Source organism: Amedibacillus sp. YH-ame6 (assembly GCF_053848845.1).
In genome coordinates, this window is sequence record NZ_JBSPEZ010000009.1 from 66,155 (window position 1) to 89,980 (window position 23,826).

Annotated in this window: 23 protein-coding genes; 19 read left to right on the forward strand and 4 right to left on the reverse strand. The window is 34.5% G+C overall.

Translation table 11 applies throughout. The annotated features are described in order from the left end of the window. Positions 1–47: 47 nt before the first annotated feature. Positions 48–650 carry a DUF308 domain-containing protein gene (locus ACWG0P_RS07945; protein WP_455790536.1) on the forward strand — a complete coding sequence of 201 codons (603 nt, stop codon included), beginning with the start codon at positions 48–50 and terminating at the stop codon, positions 648–650. Positions 651–710: 60 nt separating this feature from the next. On the opposite strand, the gene ACWG0P_RS07950 is transcribed toward ACWG0P_RS07945, so the two are convergent. The 3 genes from ACWG0P_RS07950 to ACWG0P_RS07960 form a co-directional block, all read right to left on the reverse strand. Then, positions 711–1,655 carry a magnesium transporter CorA family protein gene (locus tag ACWG0P_RS07950; RefSeq protein ID WP_455801269.1) on the reverse strand — a complete coding sequence of 315 codons (945 nt, stop codon included), beginning with the start codon at positions 1,653–1,655 and terminating at the stop codon, positions 711–713. Between the two features lie 201 nt (positions 1,656–1,856). Then, positions 1,857–3,356, reverse strand: coding sequence for a diguanylate cyclase (locus ACWG0P_RS07955; RefSeq protein WP_455801270.1), 1,500 nt, complete (start codon positions 3,354–3,356; stop codon positions 1,857–1,859). A gap of 24 nt (positions 3,357–3,380) precedes the next feature. Beyond that, positions 3,381–3,914, reverse strand: a complete 534-nt coding sequence (locus tag ACWG0P_RS07960; RefSeq protein ID WP_455801271.1) for a DJ-1 family glyoxalase III — start codon at positions 3,912–3,914, stop codon at positions 3,381–3,383. 99 nt (positions 3,915–4,013) lie between these two features. On the opposite strand from ACWG0P_RS07960, the gene ACWG0P_RS07965 reads away from it, so the two are divergent. The 3 genes from ACWG0P_RS07965 to ACWG0P_RS07975 all read left to right on the forward strand — a co-directional run bounded on the left by ACWG0P_RS07965 (position 4,014) and on the right by ACWG0P_RS07975 (position 7,770). After that, positions 4,014–5,357 carry an alanine/glycine:cation symporter family protein gene (locus ACWG0P_RS07965; protein WP_455801272.1) on the forward strand — a complete coding sequence of 448 codons (1,344 nt, stop codon included), beginning with the start codon at positions 4,014–4,016 and terminating at the stop codon, positions 5,355–5,357. Further along, positions 5,358–6,491: a glycerate kinase family protein gene (locus tag ACWG0P_RS07970; RefSeq protein ID WP_455790546.1), complete on the forward strand. Its 1,134-nt coding sequence runs from the start codon at positions 5,358–5,360 to the stop codon at positions 6,489–6,491. A 106-nt stretch (positions 6,492–6,597) separates the two neighbouring features. Continuing rightward, a complete protein-coding gene (locus ACWG0P_RS07975; RefSeq protein WP_455801273.1) occupies positions 6,598–7,770 on the forward strand; it encodes a helix-turn-helix domain-containing protein in 1,173 nt (390 codons plus the stop codon). Positions 7,771–7,878: 108 nt separating this feature from the next. Here ACWG0P_RS07975 and ACWG0P_RS07980 read toward each other — a convergent pair whose 3' ends face one another. Then, on the reverse strand, positions 7,879–8,622 hold the full coding sequence (locus ACWG0P_RS07980; protein WP_455801274.1) for a MerR family transcriptional regulator: 744 nt from the start codon (positions 8,620–8,622) through the stop codon (positions 7,879–7,881). Positions 8,623–8,736: 114 nt separating this feature from the next. Here ACWG0P_RS07980 and ACWG0P_RS07985 point away from each other — a divergent pair, with 114 nt between their 5' ends. The 15 genes from ACWG0P_RS07985 to rlmD all read left to right on the forward strand — a co-directional run bounded on the left by ACWG0P_RS07985 (position 8,737) and on the right by rlmD (position 23,499). Then, complete coding sequence (locus ACWG0P_RS07985) at positions 8,737–10,047, forward strand: PTS sugar transporter subunit IIC (protein ID WP_455801275.1); 1,311 nt, start codon at positions 8,737–8,739, stop codon at positions 10,045–10,047. After that, complete coding sequence (locus tag ACWG0P_RS07990; RefSeq protein ID WP_455801276.1) at positions 10,031–11,413, forward strand: glycoside hydrolase family 1 protein; 1,383 nt, start codon at positions 10,031–10,033, stop codon at positions 11,411–11,413. The genes ACWG0P_RS07985 and ACWG0P_RS07990 overlap by 17 nt, the downstream gene beginning before the upstream one ends. A 12-nt stretch (positions 11,414–11,425) precedes the next feature. Continuing rightward, positions 11,426–12,841: a prolyl oligopeptidase family serine peptidase gene (locus ACWG0P_RS07995; protein WP_455801277.1), complete on the forward strand. Its 1,416-nt coding sequence runs from the start codon at positions 11,426–11,428 to the stop codon at positions 12,839–12,841. Continuing rightward, the gene (locus ACWG0P_RS08000) at positions 12,838–13,137 is read left to right on the forward strand and encodes a PTS sugar transporter subunit IIB (RefSeq protein ID WP_455801278.1); all 300 of its coding nucleotides are present in this window, start codon (positions 12,838–12,840) and stop codon (positions 13,135–13,137) included. The genes ACWG0P_RS07995 and ACWG0P_RS08000 overlap by 4 nt, the downstream gene beginning before the upstream one ends. 8 nt (positions 13,138–13,145) lie before the next feature. Continuing rightward, the gene (locus ACWG0P_RS08005; RefSeq protein WP_455801279.1) at positions 13,146–13,442 is read left to right on the forward strand and encodes a PTS lactose/cellobiose transporter subunit IIA; all 297 of its coding nucleotides are present in this window, start codon (positions 13,146–13,148) and stop codon (positions 13,440–13,442) included. A gap of 267 nt (positions 13,443–13,709) precedes the next feature. Then, positions 13,710–14,069, forward strand: coding sequence for an ArsR/SmtB family transcription factor (locus tag ACWG0P_RS08010; protein ID WP_455790551.1), 360 nt, complete (start codon positions 13,710–13,712; stop codon positions 14,067–14,069). 41 nt (positions 14,070–14,110) lie between these two features. Continuing rightward, positions 14,111–16,576: a heavy metal translocating P-type ATPase gene (locus tag ACWG0P_RS08015; RefSeq protein WP_455801280.1), complete on the forward strand. Its 2,466-nt coding sequence runs from the start codon at positions 14,111–14,113 to the stop codon at positions 16,574–16,576. Between the two features lie 55 nt (positions 16,577–16,631). Further along, a complete protein-coding gene (locus ACWG0P_RS08020; RefSeq protein ID WP_455801281.1) occupies positions 16,632–17,054 on the forward strand; it encodes a hypothetical protein in 423 nt (140 codons plus the stop codon). Positions 17,055–17,268: 214 nt separating this feature from the next. Beyond that, on the forward strand, positions 17,269–18,291 hold the full coding sequence (locus ACWG0P_RS08025; protein ID WP_455801282.1) for an alpha-hydroxy-acid oxidizing protein: 1,023 nt from the start codon (positions 17,269–17,271) through the stop codon (positions 18,289–18,291). 13 nt (positions 18,292–18,304) lie between these two features. Then, positions 18,305–18,694 (forward strand): inorganic diphosphatase, encoded by a 390-nt coding sequence (locus ACWG0P_RS08030; RefSeq protein WP_455790557.1) that lies wholly within the window; start codon positions 18,305–18,307, stop codon positions 18,692–18,694. A gap of 89 nt (positions 18,695–18,783) precedes the next feature. Continuing rightward, entirely contained in the window at positions 18,784–20,259 is a 1,476-nt protein-coding gene (locus tag ACWG0P_RS08035; protein ID WP_455801283.1) for a transposase, read from the forward strand. A gap of 221 nt (positions 20,260–20,480) precedes the next feature. After that, entirely contained in the window at positions 20,481–20,963 is a 483-nt protein-coding gene (locus tag ACWG0P_RS08040; RefSeq protein WP_455801284.1) for a DUF4358 domain-containing protein, read from the forward strand. A 21-nt stretch (positions 20,964–20,984) separates the two neighbouring features. Then, positions 20,985–21,809 carry a YihY/virulence factor BrkB family protein gene (locus ACWG0P_RS08045; protein ID WP_455793347.1) on the forward strand — a complete coding sequence of 275 codons (825 nt, stop codon included), beginning with the start codon at positions 20,985–20,987 and terminating at the stop codon, positions 21,807–21,809. Positions 21,810–21,891: 82 nt separating this feature from the next. Next, positions 21,892–22,062, forward strand: a complete 171-nt coding sequence (locus ACWG0P_RS08050) for a hypothetical protein (RefSeq protein WP_455801285.1) — start codon at positions 21,892–21,894, stop codon at positions 22,060–22,062. 120 nt (positions 22,063–22,182) lie between these two features. After that, the gene (rlmD, locus tag ACWG0P_RS08055; RefSeq protein WP_455801286.1) at positions 22,183–23,499 is read left to right on the forward strand and encodes a 23S rRNA (uracil(1939)-C(5))-methyltransferase RlmD; all 1,317 of its coding nucleotides are present in this window, start codon (positions 22,183–22,185) and stop codon (positions 23,497–23,499) included. Positions 23,500–23,826 lie beyond the last annotated feature (327 nt).

Consider the following 23,826-nt stretch of genomic DNA (forward strand, 5'->3'; position numbering starts at 1 on the left):
GTTTGTTATAATAAGCGTAGCTATGAAACTTTACGAGGAGGATGTTTATGAGTTTGAAAATCGAAAATTGGAAGTTGCTTGTATTATCTATTTTCTATGTTATATTTTCTATTTTATCCTATATGATTACAAGAGATCAGTTCTTGAACTTCTTTATGATTGCGGGTATTTTATTAGCGCTTGTAGGATTATTTCAAATCTTGGTGTATTTCTTCAAGAAAGAGTATATGAAACCCAATGAGTATAGTTTTGCGTTTGGTATTCTATATGCGATTGCAGGATTGATTGTTGCCAGTAAGCCTGATGTTATTGTGGATAATTATCCTATTGTCATCAGTGGACTGATCGTACTAGATAGTACCCTTCGTCTACAATATTCTATGAATCTATTCCGTTTACAAAATAGTCAATGGAAAGTAAATGCATTGTTGGCAGTGGTACCATTACTTCTTGGTATGGTGTTAATATTAGTCGATATGGAAGAAGGCTTCTTACATAATTATTTTAGTTTCTTATTGATTCTAGATGCAATCTCAAATTTCTATACGGTTATATATTACAAGAAGATTGTGAAAGAATTTAGTAGTAAGGGATATGATATGGTTAAAAATGAGGAACAAGAAATCCTTGATGTAGAAGAAGTAAAATAAAGAGCCAGGCAAGTCTGCCTGGTTTTATAATATAAAAAAACGTATGAATCTCATCATACGTTAATGAAACATATCTTTTTTCTTGAAAATCCAAGTTGCAATAAACATAGCAATCACAGCAACGATTGTTGGAAACCACCATTGCGGAATAGGAAGTCCTGCAACATTCATACCATAGAAACTAAAGATAATATTAGGAATCGCCATAACGATGGTAATGGCCGTTAAGATTTTCATTACGATGTTAAGGTTATTGGAAATAACAGAGGCAAAAGCATCCATAGTTCCAGATAATATATTAGAATAAATATTACACATCTCAATCGCCTGATGGATTTCAATTAATACATCTTCTAATAAATCCTGATCTTCTTCATATAGTTTTATCAAACGTCCTCGACTAATTTTATTCAACGTAACTTCATCTGTTTTTAATGAAGTAGAGAAATAAACGAGTGATTTTTCTAATCCTAACATTTGAATCAATTCTTTGTTTCTCATGGATTGATGTAACAAATGTTCTGTACGAGAAGATATACGGTCAATTTGACGTAGATAAATCAAGAAGCGTTGAGAAATGCGTAACAACAATAATAATAAAAATCTAGTTTTCATATCGGTGTTCATTCCACGAACTCTACCTCTTGCCATATCTTCTATGCTAAGGTTGTCGTATAAGGAAATTGTTATAATATACCCTTTCATAATCACAACACCAATTGGAAGTGTGGTATATAATAAGGTATTTTCTGTAATATTATCATCTTCTTCTGCACTAGGATAATCGACAATTACCAATGTTTGATTCACATCATCATCATAATCAATATGTGAGCTTTCTTCTTCATCCAGTGAAGATTTGATAAACTCTGGCACGATGCCAATATCATTGATAAGATAATCGATTTCTTCCGTAGTAGGGGAAACTGCGTTGATCCAACAACCATGTTGTGGCTCTTCTATTTTTTTTGTGACATTATCAAAGGTCTTGTAAAATTCAAGCATATTTTTACCTCCTTTTTACAGGAGATAACGTAGGTAGTCTCCTGTAAATTGATTTTGAATGATATGTTGACCCGCGGGCTCTGGAGACATGACCTACACCTTCTTTCTATTTGCTTGTTAATTATAACACAATCTGTTTTTTAGGGATATGGAAAGAAAGTAAAAAATGAAAAAAAGGAATCCATAATAGATTCCTAAGGGTTAAATTTTGCGTTCAAAGCGATTTTTACCATTTCTTTTGGCAAGGTATAGAGCTTCATCAGCTTTACTAAGTAAGTTTTTGTAGTGTGTGTTTAATTCTATACGAGGCATAGACGCACACCCTATAGAAATTTCAATCTTTGTATCTTCTAGTGCATGATAAATTTCATTGATGTAAGACTGTATTTGTTCGTCTTCTTTGTTAATCGCCACACATAGAAATTCGTCTCCTCCGTAACGATAAGGTATAATTTCATGATCTGCTTTTTCTATTAAAATTTCTCCGAGTGTATGTAAAGCCTCATCTCCATATAAATGGCCCAATGTATCGTTACACTCCTTGAAATTATCAATATCACACATGAGGATACTTATGGTATGAACGTTATTATTATTGAGAAGTTCTTTCATATCTTGTTCAAAAGAATTTCTATTTTTTAAACTAGTAACACTATCGTAGGTAGCACTTAATTGAAGGCTACTGTTTATCTTCATCATCTTATCCAATAAGAGTTGATCACGATAAGAGTCCGCTTTATCTTTTTTCATACGTTTTTCGCATTCTTCATTAACGATATAATACTTGTGATATAATTCTGCTAAATCATGTTCACTAGTGAATTTCTCAGTATACTTTATATAGTATTTCAATAAGAAAAGGTTTTCTTCTGTATTTTCAATTTTACATATCGATGCGAAAGTCTTCATTGCGTGTATTGCCTGTTCTTTTGTGCCGATGGTCATCATGAGAAGTAAGATGTCTTCGTAAATGGTATACATCAGATGTGCTTCCATGGATTCTTTCTCTAAAACTTGCATCGTTTTTTCAATGGATGCTAAAGCTTCCTTATCATTTCCTTGCATATGAAAAACGATTGCCTCTAGGCCCCAATACATGGCAGGATAGATACTTACTTCTTCCATTATCTTTAAATACTTTTTCGCATCCGTTAGATTATGTGTCTCTACGTAACATGTAATAATATTAGCAAGGATAATGGTTGAATTACGACGAAGGAAATGGGTCGCATATTGAGTCATTAGTTCATAGGATTCAATATAATAGTGAAGTGCTTCATGATAATCTTCGCATTGTTGAAAGACAAGAGCGATATTATTTAAAAGTCCAGCTTTGCGTTCATAATGATTAATTTCCTCACATATATGTAATGACTGGCAATAATAACTTATGGCAGTATGATAATCGGACATCATATTGTAATAGATTCCACATAGCATATATAACTGGGAAGTCTCTTCTTTATTATGTTCCACTTTATGAGCTAATGCTTCATACATGTATTTATGACAGTCTTTGTTATCACGTTTGGCGACAGAGTAGTCCAAAAGATATACATAAGCAATGTAAATCCCTTCATAATCCTGATTTTTACGGGAGTCATCCAAAAGCTGAAGGCAGAGCGTTTTTTCTTTTTCAAGATCTTGAAAGCGTGCATCTTTTAAATCAGTTTTAAACTGTTGGTAATTTGATTCCTCCATGGTGGAACCTCCTTTATCTGTGCTTTAGTAGTAGATAGATTCTTTTATCTTCTTACATACTTTTTGGCCAGCTAGTTTTTCGATTATAAGGAATGCAAAGTCTATAACTGCCGCTGCAGATCTTCCTGTAATTAGGTTCCCATCACTTACAGCGTATGTATCAATATATGTTCCTTGGAAATCTTCGTTCATAGATGTAAAGCATGTATAGTTCTTACCTTTTAGGTAACCAGCTCTACCAAGTATGGTAGGGGCAGCACAAATCGCAGCGACCATTTTATCTTTTTCTATGAATTCACGAAGGATATCCATTACTTGTTCATTTGACTCTAAACATTGATAGTGAGGGCCTCCTGGCAAAAACAACATGCCATATTGCGAAGTATCCACATTTGTTAAAGAATGCAAATTGCTTAAAGTGATATCTAAACGTCCAGTTGCCTGTACATTATCGATTGCATATACATCGATTTCAATACCTGCTCTTCTCAATAGGGCAATGGTACCTACTGCCTCTAATTCCTCAAAGCCATCACTCATAATACATAAAACTCTCATTTGAAAACACCTCTTTCTATATTTATTATACACCCATTTTTTGTGACTTGGAATTATTCCATAGAAGAAAAGAATATAGTAGTGTAATGGAGGTATATAATGGATAAGTTAATATATATGAATGAGGTAGCAAATTCTTTCGTATGGGGAAAATATATGATTTTGTTTTTATTGTTCATTGGGGCGTTGTTGATGATAAGAACACGGTTTCTTCCATTTTGTCATATGCGTTTGATCATAAAAAAGACATTGGGTTCGTTAGGGAAGAAATCTCATAAAGTAGGAGTGACTTCCTTTCAAGCGGTGTCTACCGCATTAGCAGGAACTCTTGGTGTGGGAAGTATTGTGGGAGTTGCGACTGCCATAACAATGGGTGGTTCTGGGGCTTTGTTTTGGATGTGTATCAGTGCGATTCTAGGTATGATGACCAAATATGGGGAAGTGGTGCTTGCGATCATCTATCGAGAAAAAACGCCAGAAGGATATTTAGGGGGACCGATGACAACCTTAGAAAAAGGATGTCGATTACCTTTTTTGGGAATTCTCTTTGCGTTATTTTGTATCTTTGCCTCTTTTGGTATTGGCAATGTAACGCCTGCCAATACCATCATGGAATCCATACAAGCATATCTTGATGTACCTACCTTGCTTGTAGGTCTTATGATTGCGGTTGTTGTTGCGTTGGTGATATTTGGAAAAGGCAATGCGATTATGCGCTTTAATGAAATAATGATTCCCCTAATCTCTATCGTATATATAGCTGCGTGCATATATTTGATCGCAATCAATGGGGATAAAATTATTTCTGTTTGTTGTTTGATATGGGAAGATGCTTGGAATCTTTCATCAGGAGTAGGAGGCGTAGGAGGGTTTGCGATTAGTCGTGCGATTCATTATGGGATTGCACGAGGTGTTTTTTCCAACGAGGCTGGTATGGGAAGTTCTCCTATATCACATGCAGCTGTTGCTGATGTGCATCCTGTAGAACAAGGGTTTTGGGGAATCTTTGAAGTATTCTTCGATACAATTGTGGTATGTGTACTTACAGGATTTATGATTTTAACGAGTGGTCTATATGAGAGTGGGTATGATGGAGTGGCCCTCACCATTCAATGTTTTGAACAAGGATTTGGTTCCATTGGTGGGATCCTTTTTGCGATTTCTATCTTATCATTTGCGATTCCATCCATTGTTGGTTGGTACTATTATGCAAGTGAATGTATCCGTTATTTATTTACTGGGAAATGGATGTTACATGTCTATCAATTCATATTTTTAGCGTTGTTAATCATTGGTCCACAGCTAGATTTAAACTTTGTTTGGAACGTTGCGGATACGTTAAATGGCTTTATGGCAATCCCTAATTTACTTTCTATTTTAATTTTGAACAAAGATGTGGTAAAATGTACGCAAGAATATATTGCCCAGTATAGGAGTGATTAAATGAAGGTTATCATTGCTTGTGACTCTTACAAGGGCTGTATGACATCCAAGGATGTCGCTATGCAGATAGAAGATGGAATCCATGAAGTAGATCCTACGATTGAAACCCTTTCCTATGTCATCGCAGATGGCGGAGAAGGAACCGTAGAAGCATTTTATGAAACAATGCATGGAGTAAAACAGCCAGTAAATACCACAGATGCATACGGAAAGAAAATTAAAAGCGAATACACAATCATTGAGGATGGTCAAACTGCTGTCATAGAAGTTGCCAATATTATTGGTTTAAACATGTATGAGCGAGAAAAGCGCACACCTTTTTTTGCGAGCAGTTATGGAGTAGGTACTGTTTTGTTAGACGCAGTGGAAAAAGGTTGTAAGAAGATTATTATAGGATTAGGAGGTAGTGCTACCAATGATGGTGGTATGGGACTTTTACAAAGTCTAGGTGCTAGATTTTATGATATGAACCATAAATACTTATCTCCACAGGCAATCAATCTTGAAAAGATACGATACATTGATTTTCATCGATTGAATGACTTGAAAGATATTGAGTTGATTGCGGCATGTGATGTGAAAAATCACCTATTAGGTGAAGAAGGTGCAACCTATATATTTGGTAAACAAAAAGGATTCTTTCCAAATCAACTAAAGAAAATTGATCAAGGAATGGAAAATTATCGTTTTCAAATTCAACGTTATACAAATATAGACATTAATTCTTTTGAAGGTGGAGGTGCCGCTGGTGGTATTGGCGCAGTGCTGATAGGCTTGTTGCATGCGACTATGCATCCAGGGATTGAATTGTTATTGAGCTATAGTGATATGGAAGAACAAATCAAAGACTGTGATTTGTTAATCACAGGAGAGGGACAAAGTGATCAACAGACTATGTTTGGAAAAGTTCCTGTTGGTATTTTGAATATGGCAAAAAAACATGAGAAACCATGTGTTTGTATTAGTGGGGCATTGGGTATCGGGTATCAGAATTTATATGATTTAGGGTTCATTGGAATCTATAGTATTGCGGATCGTGCAATGACTTTTCAACAAGCACTAGCAAATGCACCAGAAAAATTAAAGAATGCAACCTATGCAATCATGAAAACAATTTTGTATTATGCAAAGTAATCATGATTGTTTTTAATAATCTATGATGCGTAGAACATATCTATGAGTTGTAGGTAGGTACTTTGTGTATCTTCCTATATAATAGAAATAGAAAGAGGGTGTGTATATGGATAAATTTATATTTGCGAATAAAGTAATGGAATTACGAAAGAAACAAGGATTGACTCAACAACAACTTGCGGATAGATTACATGTTACAAATAAGGCAATCAGTCGTTGGGAAACGGGAGAAGGATTTCCTGACATCATGTTATTAAAACCCTTGAGTGAAGCACTTGGTATTAGCTGTGATGAATTGTTAAGTGAACACGTTAGCTATACAGATATTAAGAAAAGTGATATACAGAAATATATACCATATGGAGTAGCTGCATTATCATTGTTGTTCTATTATATTTTAGGTAAGCTTAGTGTGCCTTTTATCTTATCATTCTTTATATTGTTGGCAGGACTATGGGCATCTTGTTATTTAATGATTCATCATACAAATAAAGAGAAGTTACCTAGTCTTATTCGCTTTGATGCAGTGATGTTATATTTCCCAGTGGTATCCCTGTTTCAAACAATCACAATGATATGGTATCTCTTGAAACAAAGTGGATTTTCTCTACAAGGGTTATTTTTTAACTTCAATATGATAAATTATGGCTCAGATATTTTAGGTGATTCTATGGAGATGATTGACAATACTGTTCTCATTTATATATTTGGTTATATTGGTGCGCTTGTAAGTATCCTAGTTCTTTACCATTTGATGAAAAACTATAGCATTCAACATTATGAAATTGCATGGTATGGAATAAGGATAAACAAAAAAGATGGTAGTGGCTGTTTTAACCAGTTACAGGATTCCACAGAACGTAATGTAAAAAGAGTTTGTTATGTGCTGTGTGCAGTTGTCTTTCTAATGATCATCGCAACGATTATATATCAATACTTTTCTCTAATGAATTTACAGTTTATCCCTAACCAACTGGATGGGGGATATGGAAATCGTGAAGTTGCTATAGAAACTATGGCAGTTTGTAAACGGTATTTATATTTACTTGTTGGAGTAAGTGGAATTGTGCCATTGTTTGGACTTGTAAAATGTAAAAGGAAACTTATATATAAACTTGCACTTATATGGCTATGGGTATACTGTACTGGTATCATCTTCCTTACAACATTAGAGAAAGATATTTATGTAAAAGCTCCTATGTTGTGGATGATTGCGGGTATTGTGATTGTAGGAATGATTTGTGTGTATCGATTTCGAAGGAGGAACAAAAAAGTATAAATAAGAAGGTCTTATACAATCTTGAATTGTACAAGGCCTTTTTCGTATACATAAAATTAAATATTCGATATATGAAAACAATGATAAAATAAACATAGATATTTATACTTATTTGGTTGATGGTAATACTTCTATCCAAGATTGGAAAAAATCAATTTCTGTATCTGTGATTAAATATCTTCCGATGATTGAACCAATGCATTTTTGTTGAGTATGCAAATCATCAAGGATAGGTTGAATGTCTTCTTTCATAACCATTCGATCTTTGACTCTAATAAGGCAAGGAATATATGTAGCGTTCTTATTTTTTGTCCATAAAATATTCGAATCCTCGCATACTTGTTGTTGCGTTAGTCCATAGTGGTTTAAATGAAGATGTTGTTCATCAAATACGATTGCTAAAAGATTTTGATCGTTTAAGTATGCTTGAACTGTATCGTGTTTTTCCATATGAAGATGCTGGATTTGCGAGAAGGGAATAGGCGCATCTATCATGCTTTCTGTTGTTAAAGAGTCGTAGAGTTTAATGGATTCAATACGTCGAGATATTTTTTCTTGTATAGAATACAGTGCTTGTATTTGTGCTTCAATTGCATCATAAGATTGCGTTAGAAGTTGATGCTTTTCCGGAACAGATTGAAGATACAAGTTTTTTAAAGCTTTGATTGGAAGTTGTAAACTACGGTAAAAAGCGATATCACCAATCACAACCAACTCTTCTGTTGTATATTCACGATATTCGTTTTGTTCATTTCTTTTGGAACGGATAAGACCTTCTTTTTCCCAATAACGTAAAGTTGACTTAGGAATATCAAGCATTTTAGATACTTCTTTTAAAGAATATGTTTTCATAAAATCATCACCAAATATAGTATAACAAAAAAAATATAAAAAAATACATGAAACCGCTTTACATTAAAGTTACTTTAAGGTTTATAATGTGCATGAAGTCAGGAGGAACAGTATATGTTTACAAAATTTCAAAGCTTTTTAGAAAAGATGGTTGGACCATTGGCACAGAAGATGTCAGAGAATAAAACCATTCAATCTCTTACCAATGGGATGATGGCAGTATTGCCAGTTTCATTAGGTATCGCATTTATTGCCATTATAGGTAACTTTCCTTATGCCCCTTGGCAATCTTTATTACAGGATTTAGGTTTAACACAAATTATTCAAGATTTCATCAATATTACAAGTGGATTGTATGCTATTTATATCGTTGTAACAATCGCTTATGAAACCGCAAAAATAGAAGAAATCAATCCTATTACTGCGATTATTCTAAGTTTAGCATTCTTCTTAATCTTAGTTCCACAACATCAAGTGAATTTCGGTATGGAACCAAGTACTATGATCAAAACTTCTAGTATCGGTAGTGATGGTATATTTGTTGGGATGCTGGTAAGTTTATTAGTAACAAAATTTTATGGATACTTGATGAACAAGAATACTCTTGTGATCAAACTTCCATCTTCCGTTCCACCAATGGTAGCGGATTCTTTAAGCCCAACATTCGTGGCTATGATTATCTTCATATTAGCATTCATTATCAAAGCAGGGTTTGCCTTCACACCATACCATGATGCCATGACCTTTGTGAACACCTTGATTACAGCGCCTATTACAGCCGTGGGTTCATCTCCATTATCTGTTATTATTATCTTTACATTTGCGAACTTGTTATGGTTCTTTGGAATTCATCCAGCCGCAATCATCAATTTGTTCTATGCAGTTACAGCACCAATCTTTGTATACAACATCAATGCATTCTTAGCTGGTCAAACACAACCTTATTTAGAGTTTATGTTTATGTTAAGCATTATTATGGTTGGAGGAACAGGAAACACCATTGGACTTGCGATCAATATGATACGCGCAAAATCAGAGAAGTTCAAAGCATTACGCAAATTGGTATTAATTCCAAGTGTTTTCAATATCAATGAACCAATTATTTTCGGTGTTCCAATTATGTTAAATCCAATCTTCTTTATTCCATTGGTATCTTCTGTGGCAGTATCAGGGGCAGTCATTCATCTATTCTATTCAACAGGTTTCTTGAATTATATGGATCCTACAATCGAACTTCCATGGGTAATGCCACCTGTTGCACAACAATTTATTTATGGAGGAATCGCATTCGCAATAGTTATGGTTGTAGTTATCGTTGTATTAACATTGTTATATCTACCATTCTTTAAAATAGCAGACAAAAAGGCTTTAGAAGAAGAACTTGCGAATGCTGTGAGTGAGAATGAACATGAAACTATCGGATAAGTTTCTTTGGGGATGTGCGATATCTGCTCATCAAAGCGAAGGTGCTTATGATACGCATGGAAAAGGTTTAAATACAATGGATATGTTAGGGATCCACAAAGTTACAAAAGAAAGAAAAATATGTAAGGAAATTGATTCTAATTACTATTATCCAACACATGATGCCATTGACTTTTACCATCATTACAAAGAGGATATTGCTTTATGCGCAGAGATGGGTATGAAATGCTTTAGATTTTCCATCAATTGGTCAAGAATATATCCTCATGGGGATGAAGAAAGTCCTAATGAAGAAGGATTACAGTTTTATGATCATGTACTAGATGAACTAGAACGTTACGGTATCACACCTATGGTAACCATTTCTCATTTTGAAATACCTTTACACCTAGTAAATACCTATGGTTCTTGGAAAAACAGAGATATGATAACGTTTTATAAACGTTATTGTAAAACTTTGTTTGATCGATATAGCAAACGAGTAAGTTATTGGATTACCTTTAATGAAATAAATATCATTACGTATAAACCATATATGACAAGTGGTATAGAAACAAAGGATATGCAAGAGATTATGCAAATGGCACATCATCAACTCATCGCAAGTGCAGAAGTAACAAAGTATGCGCATATGATGTATCCACATATGAAAATTGGAATGATGTTGATGTATGGACCAACGTATCCTCATGATACTAATCCAATTCATATCTTAGAGGCAATGAGAGAAGACGAAGCATCCTTCTATTTCTCAGATGTACAAATACGAGGGATGTATTCTCAGAAATCTTTACAGTATTTACGTAGCATTGATGTTCAAATACAATTGGAAGAACACGATGAAAAAATATTGAAAGAAGGTTGCGTTGATTTTATGGCATTTAGTTACTATATGTCATGGACCACAAGCAATGAAAAAGTAAAGGGGAATATGTCCGAAGGTGGATATAATCCATTCTTAGAAAGCAGTGAATGGGGTTGGCAAATTGATCCTGTAGGCTTGCGCATTTCCTTGAATACGTTATATGAACGTTATCACATTCCTTTGTTTATAGTCGAAAATGGGTTAGGAATGCGAGATGAAATGAAAGAAGATAAGATCCATGATGATGTACGCATTTCCTATTTAAGAGATCATATACAACAAATGAAACTTGCCATACTTGAAGATCAAATTCCAGTGTTAGGATACACGTTATGGAGCTGTCTAGATTTGATAAGTGCAAGCAGTGGAGAAATGTCCAAACGCTATGGAATGATCTATGTAGACTTGGATGATGAAGGAATTGGCACAAGAAGAAGGATTAAAAAAGATAGCTTCCTTTGGTATCGCAACGTCATAGAGAGTAATGCTGAAATACTATAGAAAGGTTGAATTATGAAAAAAATAGTAGTTGCATGTTTAGCATTGTTATTGGGATTTACACCCACTATAACACATGCTAAAGAGCAAGAAGAAAACACATATAATGTAGTGATTGAAGGAGAAGACTGGGGACCAATGATTACAAAAGTAACATTGCCCTATGAAGATTCCTCGACACTACTTGCACAAGACTATGCAGTCTCTATTAAAAAAGGACATGTAGAAGGCAAAGATATGGTTTGGGATGAAAAAGATGCCACCATTCAAAAGGTTTACGTTTCAGATGAAAAAGGAATGGATACAAAGAAAGACCATTTGACTTTAGAGTTTGAGATTCATCCTACTTATGAGTATTTATCCCCATTCTATTTTGACTATGAAGCATTCGCAAACTCATGGGCAGAAATGGAATTGAAAATTTCATCAAAAGATGGAACTACTTGGACAAAGAAGGGCAAAGAATTTCGTTTAGGTGCAGATGAATTTGATATAGGAACACATGTCTATAAAGATGAAGTATTTGAAGATATCGAGTTGACTTATGCATCTTATGAACCAGAAAAGAAACAAGAAAAAACACCTTTGATTATTTGGCTGCATGGAATGGGAGAAGGTGGAACAGACCCAAATCTCGTACTGTTAGGCAACAATGTTACAAATCTTGTAGAGGATGAAATCCAATCTTACTATAATGGAGCTTATGTATTAGCCCCACAAACGCCAACATTTTGGTTGAATCAAGGCGATGGAAATATGACCAATGATGGTAGTAGTATGTATACAAGTGCCCTGATGTCACTGATTGAAGCATATGTAGAAAAACATCCAGATATTGATATGGAACGCATTTATATTGGAGGTTGTAGTAATGGTGGATATATGACCATGCGTATGGTGATTGATTATCCAGAATATTTTGCGGCAGCATTCCCAATTTGTGAAGCCTTATCAGATACATTTATTAGTGAAGAAGATATTATGAAAATTCGTCATATGCCTATTTGGTTTACACATGCCGTATACGATGAACTTGCCCCTGTTGATAAAACAGATATTCCTTTATACAAAAGATTGAAAGAAGCAGGAGCTAGCAATGTTCATTATACGATGTATGATGAAGTCATAGATGAGAGATATATGTTGGAAGATGGAAAGACACCTTATACTTATGACAGTCATTTCTCTTGGGTTTACACATTGAAGAATGATCCAAAAACTGATTTTGATGGAAAAAGTGTAACAGTTGATGGTAAAGAAGTAAGTATCTTTGAATGGTTGTCTCTACAAAAGAAACAACCTTCTAAATATGAGAAACCCTCAATTATGAAAACATATGGTAGTCTTTTCGCTGCGGCGGGTTTATGTCTCATAATTGTATTCGCTACAACTAGATTAGGAAAGAAAAAGAAAGAAGAGGAGTGCAAATGAAAAAAATAATACTTTTATGCAATGCCGGAATGTCCACAAGTCTTCTGGTGAACAAAATGAAGGAAGCAGCAGATAATAGTGGTTTTGCTTGTACAATTCAAGCACATCCTATATCTTCAGCGTCTGTTGTTGCGAAAGATGCAGATGTTATTCTATTAGGACCACAAGTAAGATTCGCGCTAGCGAAAGTACAAAAAGAATGCCCTAATATTCCATGTGTATCAATTGAACCTTCAGCATATGGAACAATGAATGGAGCTGCAGTAATCGAACAAGCTAGAAAGTTGGTTGAATAATGGAAGGTATGGAATTGTTATGTTTCCAATTGATTAGTGCTGCAGGTAGTGCAAGAAGTTTCTATATAGAAGCACTACAAGAGGCAAAAGTTGGACATATAGATGAAATGAACCAGTGTATTCAACAAGGTGATGAAGCATTCCTTGAAGGACATAAAGTCCATGGAGAACTCATCGCAAAAGAAGCAAATGGAGAAGCATGCCAAGTATCCTTATTATTGGTACATGCAGAAGATCAACTGATGAGTGCAGAAAGCTTTAAAATCTTAATTTTAGAACTCATCGAATTACACAATAAACAATAGTAATATAGGTAAAAGCACATCCTTGCGATAATACGAAAGGGTGTGCTTTTACTCATATATACATATTGAAATGACATGTGTTTTCCAAGGCGATATTACAATGGTGACAACAAAAAGCAATTGAAGGGAACCTACGCAGTGACTTCTTTTTTTCAATTATGAACATATTTTCATTTCTGTTTTTTTATGATTTAAATAGTTTACATTTAGAGGGGGTTGTCATATAATACGTATGAACAGATGTTCATATGTTGAAATGAGGCGAAGATGATGACAAAAGAAATGCCAGTATGTGGCGAACATAACGTACATGAGGATGTAGTAGAACGTATACAAAAGATGATGAGAAGTGAAGATGAATACAATCGTCTAGGAACATTATTTAAAATGTTTTCAGACCCTACTCGTCTAAAAATATTAAGTTTATTGTTTCAAGAGGAGTTGTGTGTTTGTGATATTTCATGTCTACTAGACATGAGTCAATCCGCAGTATCGCATCAATTGAGTGTATTGCGAGCGAGTCGATTGATCAAATACCGAAGAGAAGGAAAGAATATTTTTTATTCATTGGATGATGAACATATCCAAAAAATCTATGATGCTGGATTATCTCATATTTTAGAGTAAATTGTTCGTTTGTTGGAAAAAGAAGAAAGGATGCGATATATATGGAAAAGGTATATCTATTAGAAAATTTAGATTGTGCAAATTGCGCAATGAAAATAGAATCAAAGGTTGGTAAATTAAAGGGCGTACACCAGTCAAGTGTAGACTTTGTGCAAAAGAAAATGTATGTTACATTCGATGGTGATGTAGAAGAAGCAATTAAGGATATCGTGATAGCTTTAGAACCGGATGTAAACGTAGTGGATATTACAAAGAATAAAAAAGAACATCACGATCATGAGCATAGTCATTGTGGGTGTGGTCATGATCACGAAGAACATCATCCTGATCACTGTGCATGCGACCATGATGAACAACATGAACATGGAAAATGTTGTGGGCATAGTCATGAAGAACACGAGGAGCGTGTGATGACAGGAGCTCATAAGCTCTATATAAAAGGTTTGGATTGTGCAAATTGTGCGCATAAAATAGAACAACATGTTGCACATATGGAAAACGTAAAAGATGCTAGCTTGAACTTTTCCAATGGCGTACTATTTGTTGAATTAAAAGATCATACACTTGAAAAAGATAGTCTAGATAAGATTGCAAAGGCAGTCCTTACCTTGGAAGATGGCATAAGTGTAGAACGTGAGAAGACAACAGTAGAAGAAAAGAAGCATTCCTTATTTTCATTCTATGAGAACTGGCGTTTATATATGGGGATTTTATTATTTGCTATCGCCATTATGTTGGAGAAAGAAAGTTATTCTCTTTGGATTTTTATTGTCGCTTATATCTTTGCGGGTGGAAGAGTTGTATATATTGCGATCAAAAACATCTTACGAGGAGAAGTGTTTGATGAAAACTTCTTAATGAGTGTAGCGACTTTAGGTGCGTTCTTTGTACAGTCTTATAAAGAAGCAGTAGCCGTTATGATTTTTTATGAAGTGGGTGAAATGTTTCAATCTTATGCAGTTCAGAAATCTCGTACTTCCATTTCTTCCTTGATGAATATACGAGCAGATCATGCCAATAAGTTAGTCGATGGAAAAGAGATGGTTGTAGATCCACAAGAATTAAAAGTAAGTGATATCATCGTATTGAAACCAGGAGAACGTGTGCCAATGGATGGTGTTGTAATAGAAGGTATTGGTGCTATGGATACTTCTGCTTTAACAGGAGAGTCAATGCCAAGGGATGTTCAAGAAGGGGATGAAATCTTAGCAGGTGTAGTAAACTTGAACAGTGTTTTAAAAGTACGTGTTACAAAAGAGTATGGAGAATCCACCGTATCTCGTATTTTAGAACTAGTAGAGAATGCAAGTAGTAAAAAAGCACCAATGGAAAAATTCATTACAAAGTTTGCGAGAATCTATACTCCAGTCGTGGTTGGGTTGGCAGTCTTATTAGTCGTACTTCCAATGGTATTTATAAAGGATGCTGTGTTTTATGATTGGTTGTATCGTGCGTTAACCTTCCTTGTAGTTTCTTGTCCTTGTGCACTTGTTGTATCTATTCCATTAGGATTGTTTGCTGGAATTGGTGCGGCGAGTAAAAGAGGAATTTTGATTAAGGGTGGAAATTATTTAGAAGCCTTGCATAAGATTGATACCGTTGTTTTTGATAAAACAGGAACATTGACCAAAGGTGTATTTGCACTACGTGACATCTATGTACAAGACGCAACAAAAGAAGAAGTATTACAGTTAGCTGCATATGGTGAAAGTCATTCATCCCATCCAATTGCGTTATCTATTGCGAAAGCATATGGAAAAGAAATTGATACGACACGTTTATCACAATATGAAGAAATTGCTGGCCAGGGGATTCAAGTGAAGCTAGATGGAAGCATTGTCCTAGTAGGAAATCATAAGTTGATGAAAGCCAATCATATTGAATTTCAAGATACCAAAGAAACAGGAACGATTGTACATGTTGCGAAAGATCATGTATATATGGGTTACCTTTTAATCGATGATGTAGTAAAAGAAACAAGCAAACAAGCAATTCAAGATTTAAAGAAACTTGGTGTTTCTAAGACTGTGATGTTAAGTGGAGACCGTAAAGAGGTAGGAGAACATGTAGCTTCTATATTGGGGCTTGATGAAGTTTATATGCAATTATTGCCTGTAGATAAAGTAGAAAAAGTCGAAATGTTATTAGAACAAATGGATGAAGAACGTAAATTAGCATTTGTTGGGGATGGTATCAATGATGCCCCTGTACTTGCTAGGGCGGATATTGGCGTTGCCATGGGTGGTATCGGAAGTGATGCTGCGATTGAAGCTGCAGATGTGGTCTTGATGAAAGATGATCCTTCTTCTTTAGCAACTGCTATGAGCATCTCTAAAAAGACAATGCGTATCTTATGGCAAAACATTATTATATCACTCGGTGTAAAAGCAATTATCTTAATCTTTACTGCATTTGGATTTGCAAATATGTGGATGGGAGTCTTTGCGGATGTAGGGGTTACCTTATTAGCAGTTTTAAATTCTATGCGTGCATTAAAAGTTGAATAACGGAGATAATAAGGTTATAATAAAGCAGATTCAAACATAAAATAGAGGTGAACCCATGAAAAAAATAGCATTAACACTCTTCTGTTGCCTTATTGTGTTAACAGGATGTTCTTCCACAAAAGAAAAAGGTGGAAAAGTTTATGAAGTTACAGCAAGTGAGGCTGTTAAGAAAATTGAAAATAAAGAAAGCTTTGTTCTCATCGTTTCTTTAGATACATGTCCACACTGTGAAGATTTGAAAGAAGAATTAAAGAAAAACGTTGCAGATCAAGGGGTATCGTTTTATCGTGTAGAACTAAAATCAGAAGATACGACTACACTGTATAGTGATATCGATATGCTAGAGAAGCATCTCACAAACCCATCTAAGATTCCTCATATTTACATTATTGAAAATGGAAAAGAGAAAAAGGAGTCTGAAGGATATGATGCTGAAAATCCTGATGAATTTTGGAATTTTATAGAAGAAAATGTCTAAGAGTATACCAAATTAAAGAACGAAGTAAGAGAATAGATGAACCTCATTTATTCTCTTATTTTATACAAATGAAACATACATGTATCAAAATGATGATTAAAAATGAAAGATATTATGAAAATAAATTAAGGTGTTGATAAATTGTTTCATAAACAGTATAATATATGGGTAAGTATGTTTTTAACATAGCTATTTTAGAAAGTGATGTGTAAGAATGAAGAATTGGCAAGAGGTGTATGCGAGCGCAAAACAGCGCTGTGAAAAGTGCAGATGCTGTCCTGTTTGTAATGGCGCCGCATGTCGAGGGGAAACTCCTGGACCTGGTGGTAAAGGGAGTGGGAGCGCATTTGTTCGAAATGTGGATATGTTAAAGAATATCTTTATTACAATGGATACAATCAGTGATAATACAGAGATTACCACAACTGCAGATTTTTTTGGTCATTCTGTTTCACTTCCTGTGTATGGGGCACCAATCAGTGGCATCAAGCAGAATTATGGAGCTGACCTTGATGATTTAATGTATACGAAACAACTTGTAGAAGGTTGTTTACAAGCTGGTACGTTGGCATTTACAGGAGATGGTAAGGACGATGAATTATTTTGTGGTCCAATGAGAATTGTGAAAGAGAATCAAGGATATGGCATTCCTACGATCAAACCTTGGAGTGGTGATGGTATGAAATGGCGAATCGATCTTGCGGCTGAAGGAAATGCACTTGCCATCGCTTCTGATATAGATGCGAGTGGTTTGATTAACCTTAGAGACAGTGCTACTCCAGTTGGATTTAAAAATGTAGAAGAGTTAAAAGAATTAAAACGTATGTCTAGTGTACCAGTTATTTTAAAAGGTATCCTGAGTGTAAAAGGTGCAATGAAAGCACTAGAAGCAGGCGTTGATGGTATCATAGTCTCTAATCATGGAGGACGTGTACTAGATGATTGCTTATCGGGTATTGAAGTCTTGGAAGAAATCGTACAAGCTGTGAATGGACGCATGAAAGTGTTTGTTGATGGAGGATTTCGTACAGGAAATGATGTATTTAAAGCTTTGGCCTTAGGTGCCGATGGTGTATTGATTGGACGTCCTGTATCACAAGCTGTGATTGGGGATGGAAGTGATGGCATCAAGACATATATGGAGAAAATACAGTTAGAACTAAAGGAAACAATGGCAATGGCTGGATGCAAATGCATACAAGACATTGGCAGAGAACATGTAATAGTAAAATTCTAAAGGAGGAACAAATATGAATTCATTCGAAAATAATGCTTTTTTCTGGCAGAAGCTAGATACCCTGTTTTTATCATCAAAATTGGTGGTAGATCGTCCTAGAAATTCAAGTCACTACAAATACAGTAACCTTGTATACCCAGTGGACTATGGATATCTAAACGATACAACGGGATCTGATCAATCTCCAATTGATGTGTTCAGAGGTAGTGAAAAATCTACATTAGTACAATCGATTGTAGTAAGTGCAGATATTTTAAAGAAAGATTGTGAAGTAAAATTAGTGATTGGGTGCAGTGAAGAAGAAGAAAACGATATTCTTGAATTCTTGAATCAGACCGAATTCCAAAAAGCAGTATTACTAAGAAGAGGGAATGAAGTTCCTGAATGGGCACAAAACGATTAAGAGGCTGTAACGAATAAGAAACAGCCATAACATAAAAAAACACGTCAATCTCATAAGAGGAAGACGTGTTTTTTTGGTATAATTTAACTATGGAAAACAACAATGTGTTAGAGTCAAATTATCCGTATCTCAACAATATGGATTATACTACACAACAGATGATTTTACCACTAGATTTAGGAAAAAAGTTAAATTCTTCAGATCCAGTGTTCAGTTTTCTTAAAGTGATGGAAGGAGTCAATTGGAATAAATACCTGCATGCATGTAAAACAGATATTCGCTTCATGTATCTCATGAATGAAGAACAACCTTCTCATATGGCCATTCAACGTTTCATTAATCACTATATGAAAGATTCAGTTGAAAACATATTTAAAGACATTTTCACTTCCATCTGTTCACTGGATATAGTAGACACTGATGTCATGTATATCGATGGAACAAAAATAGAAGCAAACGCAAATAAGTTTACATTCATATGGAAGAAGACCGCAATAAAGACTAGAGACAAAACGTTTATGCGATTAAATTTTATGATTTCAAAGCTTTCTGAGTATATTGAATGTGCTAGCATGTATGAATGGACACCAGAAGAAATACAGTCTTTGATTGACAAGCTTACAAAGGTAATTGAAAAACAAGGAATACAATTTGTTTATGGAAAAGGTAAGCATAAAACACCATTACAAAGGCTTTATGATGATTTGATTAAATATAAAGGTATTCTTGAAAACTGTATGGAACGAATCAATCTATGTGGACCTGATAGAAATAGCTGTTCAAAAACAGACCATGATGCGACGATGATGCATATGAAAGAAGATTATTACATGAAAACAGGAATCTTTAAAGCAGGATACAATGCACAGATTTCTGTAAGTGATGAATACATAAGTTATGCATGTGTGTTTCAGGATCGAGCAGACCAGAAAACGCTCATGAAGTTTTTAGAACGATATCGAGCATTGTATGCATCATATCCAAAAACGGTTGTGGCAGATGCAGGATATGGAAGTTATGATAATTATTTTTATTGTCTAGAACATAATATAGAAGCGTATATCAAATATACAATGTACAGTAAAGAAAAAGAAACAAAGTATCAAAAGAGAAAATACCTCAAAGCAAATTGGGAACAAAACGAATATGGTCAAAGAATATGTCCAGCAGGTCATGTATTCACATACGAAGAAGAACATGAGGATAAACGCTCTAAGTATCCGCGAATTAACCAAAAGCATAGTTGCGGGAAATGTAGTGAATGCGAACGAAAGGACGAATGTACAAAGTCAAAAGGAGATCGGAGTATCACGGTTAATCCAATCCTAGAAGAATTTGAAAAGACAGCAAAAGAAAACCTTGATAGTGAACAAGGGATACAATATCGAGTACAGAGATCGATTCAAACAGAAGGAGCATTTGGAGTCATAAAAGAGAATAATCAATATGACCGATTTCATAGAAGAAACATTAAAAATGTAGAAATGGAGTTTCAATTGGTGTGTATAGGGTTCAATCTTATGAAATATCATAATAAAAAGAATCGTCAAAAACTACAGTCTTAAAGTTTTCCACAATAGAAGTATTTTTCTTATACCCTTTTTTAAGCTTAATAAGCTTATTTTAACCTATATGACTCATATATATGAAAAAAAGAGGTCGTAACCTCCTAGGCATCATCTGAATTTCCAAATGTGTCTATTTCGTTACAGCCTCTTTTTTTTCTGGAATTTTTAAGGCATGACTCTCCTTATACTTTCATATAGTGATGAAAGGAGGGGTTGTTATGAAGAAAATCCTATGGTGTATGTGTATTTGTCTTTTTTTGTGTGGATGTCAATCATCATTTGGTTCTATCAAAGAAGGAACCTTAGATATGGAAGGTTTTAGTGAAAGAATAGAAGAACAAATAGAAAAAAATAATTGGAGAATGGGACTTTTCAATGAAGAAGCTTGGAGTAAACGCAAAGTGGAACAAGAATATCATATGGATATGACCAAAATAGAAGATTGTTTAATTAAAAGCTCCTTAATAGAAGCGCAGTTTGTTGAGATAGCGTTCTTTAAAGCAGATCAACAATATGATTCTATGATCAAAGATTCCATTCGATACCGATTACAAAAACTATCCTCAGCCTATGCAAATTATGTACAAGATACAACAAAAAAATTATCTCAATACAAACAGGGAAGAATTGGAAAATATTATTACTTTATTCTTGGTGAAGATTGCAAAAAGGTGGTAAACTATATACGTAACAGTGAATAAAGCTTATGAATGGGTGATTTTATGGATAAATTAAAGAACATATATCAAGAATTTACATCCTTTGAGGGAAGTCTTTTTCGATACTCGTTATCGTTTTCTTTGATGTTGGCACTCGCCCCCTCTTTGTTGTTGTTTGCGATGCTTTTTCGATATGCTTATTTACCAATCGAAATTATCTTGAATTTTGTTGTGAACTTCTTACCAGATACCAGTGTCACTACATTGGATAAAATCTTTGTGTTCTTTTCCGATAAAGATTATAGTATTGTTTCCTTTATTGTAACCGTCAGTGTTTCATTCTATCTAGCTTCTCGTAGTATATTCTCATTCCTCTTAATCAGCGCATCTCATGAGGAAGTAGATGTACCGAAATGGTCCATCCGTGTGAAATCCATTATGTTGTTTATTCTATCCACCGCCTTTTTAATTGTTGGTGTGTTTCTCGCAACTCGCTTTTCCAAGTTTCTACCCGTGATATCCGCAAGTTTTATGCTTTTATTTTTTACTGGATTGTACCGTACCCTTAGCTTTCGTAAACGCAACTGGGGATTTGGTATGATTGGCGGTATGTTTTCAACGATTTGTATCATGGCATTGGCTGCCCTATTCGTAAACATTGTACAAACCTTTACTTCTTATAATGATATCTATGGACCCTTAGCAGCTTTAGTAACCTTATTATTGGCCATTTACTTAATCTCATGTATTGTATACTTAGGGTTTTGTTTAAACATTGTATTTGAAGATGAATACCAAAACGAATCGAAATTACCACTTAAAAATGAAAGATTCTTTATGTATTGTCAAAAACTAACAGATTCTATAAAAGCACGCTTCTTTAAGTAAAATCCATCAAACATTGGTCTTCACAAAAGTGATAAAGTACGTTACTATATAGAAGAATAAAAGAATGAGATGAGGAAATCGTATGCGTAAGAATAAATTAGAAATTATTACGATTGTATTATATATCGTAGGAGGCATGTTTTTTATAGGATACTTATTTACACAAGAGGTCATTATGATGGCAATTGGTGCTTTGTTTTTGTGTTATGGTAGTATGATGCAAAACAAAAAAGTAAAAGATGATAAAAAATAAGACGATGTAGAGGTATTCTTAGGAATATCTCTATTTTTATAAAACTATGCTTGCTATCTATTTCATATCCTGTATGATATACTAGGAAGTAGTAAAAATGTACGAAAAGTGAGGTTGTTTATGAAATTAACAATAAAGAAAACAGGAATTAATGGAGAAGGAATAGGATATCTTGATCGAACTCCTGTATTTATACCAGGTGCTTTAATGGATGAAGAAGTAGACGTACGTATTATAGAACGTCAAAGTCGTTATGCAACGGCAGAAGTAAATTATATAGTAAAGAAGAGCAAGGATCGTATTGAGCCAAAATGTAAGATTCAACATGCATGTGGTGGATGTCCTTTGATGATTGCTAAATATCCAGCACAATTACAATATAAGCGAGAAATACTGAAACAATCTTTGATTAAGTATGCGCAAGTAGATCCTAGAAGAATCGGGAAAGTTCTTGCGAGTGAACAAGTATTTGAATATCGTAATCAATTTAAAATGCCATGTGCTTTAAATGATTACGGGGAAATATCTAGTGGTTTATATATGCCAAATTCCAATTATTTTATTGAGATAAAAAAATGTTGGGTACATGAATCAGGATTGGAACGTACACGTAGAGATGTTATGGATATCCTTATGGAATATGGAATAGAACCTTACGAATTCCATGAGAAAAAGGGAATTCGCTCTGTTGTAATACGTGGGTTCGATGAAAAATATCAATGTACACTTGTGACTGGAAATGATGACATAGATACTCGTGCAATCGATCAAATTATGCGTATTAAGGGAATGTGTAGCCTATGGCAAAGTATCCATACCATAAAAAAATCACCAGATGTGTTCGGTCCTAAAATGATCTTTTTGGCAGGAGAAAGACTATTACCTTTAGAATTGGATGGTTTACATCTACAAGTATCTCCACGCTCTTTCTTCCAGCTAAATAGCTTACAAGCGGTACAATTATATCGTACGATTGCTTCCATGGTAGAGGGTCATAAAGGACTCATCGTTGAAGCCTATAGTGGTATTGGTGCCATCTCCTTGTATCTAAAGGACAAAGCAGATGAAATTATAGGAATTGAAACTATTAAGGACGCTGTAATAAATGCAAATGCAAATGCGAAGTTGAATGGATGTGAGCATGTATCCTTCCTTTGTGATGATGCCGCAAATAAATTAACGTATATCTCAAAGAAACGTAGTATTGATGTTCTTGTTGTCGATCCTCCAAGAAGTGGATTAGATGATGCAATGTTAGATTGTATCCTTAAAAGTAAGATCAAAGATATTATTTATGTATCTTGTAATCCAGCAACCCTAGGTAAAAATATCGCAGTGCTATCTTCTAGATACAAAGTAGAAAGAGTACAGCCTTTAGATATCTTCCCACATACACAACACGTGGAAAGTATTGTCTTACTTAAAAGATTAAAGTGATAAAATGAAATGCACTCCATAGTTTGTTTATCAACTAATAGGAGCGCATTTTTATTTGGTGAAGTTTATTCAATCGTATGAGTTCCCATTGGTGATAATCACAAATATGTTTATAATTCGTGTTAAAAAGCAATGCTATTAGGATATCCATTTCAAATGAATAGGGGCCTCAAATATAAGTTGTTTTGTAGGAAACTTTTATTGTGGTAAAGTGAAAATGTAAATTCCACAATAAGTATAGAAGAATTAGTACGTGGAATTTATTCTTACAAAAACTTCAATTCAGCTGAACAAGCAAGATTTGGAGTTTTTTTTATAGCCCATTTT

Excerpts from the sequence above, each read along its gene's own strand:
- ACWG0P_RS07945 (WP_455790536.1), top strand. The coding sequence starts at position 48 with ATGAGTTTGAAAATCGAAAATTGGAAGTTGCTTGTATTATCTATTTTC.
- ACWG0P_RS07950 (WP_455801269.1), bottom strand. The coding sequence starts at position 1,655 with ATGCTTGAATTTTACAAGACCTTTGATAATGTCACAAAAAAAATAGAA.
- ACWG0P_RS07955 (WP_455801270.1), bottom strand. The coding sequence starts at position 3,356 with ATGGAGGAATCAAATTACCAACAGTTTAAAACTGATTTAAAAGATGCA.
- ACWG0P_RS07960 (WP_455801271.1), bottom strand. The coding sequence starts at position 3,914 with ATGAGAGTTTTATGTATTATGAGTGATGGCTTTGAGGAATTAGAGGCA.
- ACWG0P_RS07965 (WP_455801272.1), top strand. The coding sequence starts at position 4,014 with ATGGATAAGTTAATATATATGAATGAGGTAGCAAATTCTTTCGTATGG.
- ACWG0P_RS07970 (WP_455790546.1), top strand. The coding sequence starts at position 5,358 with ATGAAGGTTATCATTGCTTGTGACTCTTACAAGGGCTGTATGACATCC.
- ACWG0P_RS07975 (WP_455801273.1), top strand. The coding sequence starts at position 6,598 with ATGGATAAATTTATATTTGCGAATAAAGTAATGGAATTACGAAAGAAA.
- ACWG0P_RS07980 (WP_455801274.1), bottom strand. The coding sequence starts at position 8,622 with ATGAAAACATATTCTTTAAAAGAAGTATCTAAAATGCTTGATATTCCT.
- ACWG0P_RS07985 (WP_455801275.1), top strand. The coding sequence starts at position 8,737 with ATGTTTACAAAATTTCAAAGCTTTTTAGAAAAGATGGTTGGACCATTG.
- ACWG0P_RS07990 (WP_455801276.1), top strand. The coding sequence starts at position 10,031 with ATGAAACTATCGGATAAGTTTCTTTGGGGATGTGCGATATCTGCTCAT.
- ACWG0P_RS07995 (WP_455801277.1), top strand. The coding sequence starts at position 11,426 with ATGAAAAAAATAGTAGTTGCATGTTTAGCATTGTTATTGGGATTTACA.
- ACWG0P_RS08000 (WP_455801278.1), top strand. The coding sequence starts at position 12,838 with ATGAAAAAAATAATACTTTTATGCAATGCCGGAATGTCCACAAGTCTT.
- ACWG0P_RS08005 (WP_455801279.1), top strand. The coding sequence starts at position 13,146 with ATGGAATTGTTATGTTTCCAATTGATTAGTGCTGCAGGTAGTGCAAGA.
- ACWG0P_RS08010 (WP_455790551.1), top strand. The coding sequence starts at position 13,710 with ATGATGACAAAAGAAATGCCAGTATGTGGCGAACATAACGTACATGAG.
- ACWG0P_RS08015 (WP_455801280.1), top strand. The coding sequence starts at position 14,111 with ATGGAAAAGGTATATCTATTAGAAAATTTAGATTGTGCAAATTGCGCA.
- ACWG0P_RS08020 (WP_455801281.1), top strand. The coding sequence starts at position 16,632 with ATGAAAAAAATAGCATTAACACTCTTCTGTTGCCTTATTGTGTTAACA.
- ACWG0P_RS08025 (WP_455801282.1), top strand. The coding sequence starts at position 17,269 with ATGAAGAATTGGCAAGAGGTGTATGCGAGCGCAAAACAGCGCTGTGAA.
- ACWG0P_RS08030 (WP_455790557.1), top strand. The coding sequence starts at position 18,305 with ATGAATTCATTCGAAAATAATGCTTTTTTCTGGCAGAAGCTAGATACC.
- ACWG0P_RS08035 (WP_455801283.1), top strand. The coding sequence starts at position 18,784 with ATGGAAAACAACAATGTGTTAGAGTCAAATTATCCGTATCTCAACAAT.
- ACWG0P_RS08040 (WP_455801284.1), top strand. The coding sequence starts at position 20,481 with ATGAAGAAAATCCTATGGTGTATGTGTATTTGTCTTTTTTTGTGTGGA.
- ACWG0P_RS08045 (WP_455793347.1), top strand. The coding sequence starts at position 20,985 with ATGGATAAATTAAAGAACATATATCAAGAATTTACATCCTTTGAGGGA.
- ACWG0P_RS08050 (WP_455801285.1), top strand. The coding sequence starts at position 21,892 with ATGCGTAAGAATAAATTAGAAATTATTACGATTGTATTATATATCGTA.
- rlmD (WP_455801286.1), top strand. The coding sequence starts at position 22,183 with ATGAAATTAACAATAAAGAAAACAGGAATTAATGGAGAAGGAATAGGA.